Genomic DNA, 799 nt, shown 5'->3' with positions numbered 1-799 from the left:
TCGAATACTTTCAGCGCGAGCTGATGGTCTTCTTTGCCCTCACTGTGCATCAATGGCATATAAAGAAATGCCCTCTGATCAACAGACAGCTCTTTATCTGCACCCGATTGAATCGCTTCAATACTAAGCCTTCGTGCAATCGGATCGCACGCAAAGCTCTCAGACTCATCACGGTAAATATTTCTCGAAAACTGATCAAGAATAATGATTTCAGCGAGCCGCCCCTTAGCCGTGGAGCGCCAAGAATCAAGCGCACCATTTTTGGCCTGATCATGCAGAGCGCCAAAACGCGCCGCTATATTCTCGTCTAAAGTCGCATCTTTCACCCAATGCTGACGGGGCTCAAGCTCTTCAAACCAAAAGTGCAAAACGTTTTCGATGTTCTTGTCCATTTGCTTCACCAATTCGTTTCAATCGTTCCTTTAATCAACCAGTACTTGAAACTTGTTATCGGCAAGCCTCCCATTGCGGGCAACTCGTGAGGTGATCGTTCACCATGCCGACAGCTTGCATGAAAGCGTAGCAGATAGTTGGGCCAACGAAGGTAAAACCACGCTTTTTTAACGCTTTAGACATGGCTCGTGACGCATCCGTCTCTGTCGGGACATCAGCCATACTACGGTAGCTGTTTTGAACCGGCGCCCCGTCGACAAAACCCCAGAGAAACCCACTAAAACTCTCTTCCCGTTCGGCAAACGCAATAAATCCCTTTGCGTTCTTGATAATGGACTGAATTTTCAACCGATTGCGGATGATTCCGGGGTTCTGGATAAGCGCATCACACTTTTCTTGGTCATAC

The 799-nt window shown here is 47.7% G+C and carries 2 protein-coding genes; both read right to left on the bottom strand.

Translation table 11 applies throughout. The features are described 5' to 3' along the window. Window positions 1-392 (bottom strand): DUF924 family protein (locus A3750_RS15735; protein ID WP_068548431.1); only part of this gene is annotated, 392 nt, incomplete at its 3' end. Window positions 393-447: 55 nt separating this feature from the next. Then, the coding region (locus tag A3750_RS15730; protein WP_197475077.1) for a DNA-3-methyladenine glycosylase I at window positions 448-799 on the bottom strand (352 nt) is incomplete at its 5' end.

The organism is Oleiphilus sp. HI0079, assembly GCF_001635105.1.
Note: the sequence above shows the minus strand (reverse complement) of the source record. Positions and strands in the feature narration are given on the sequence as shown.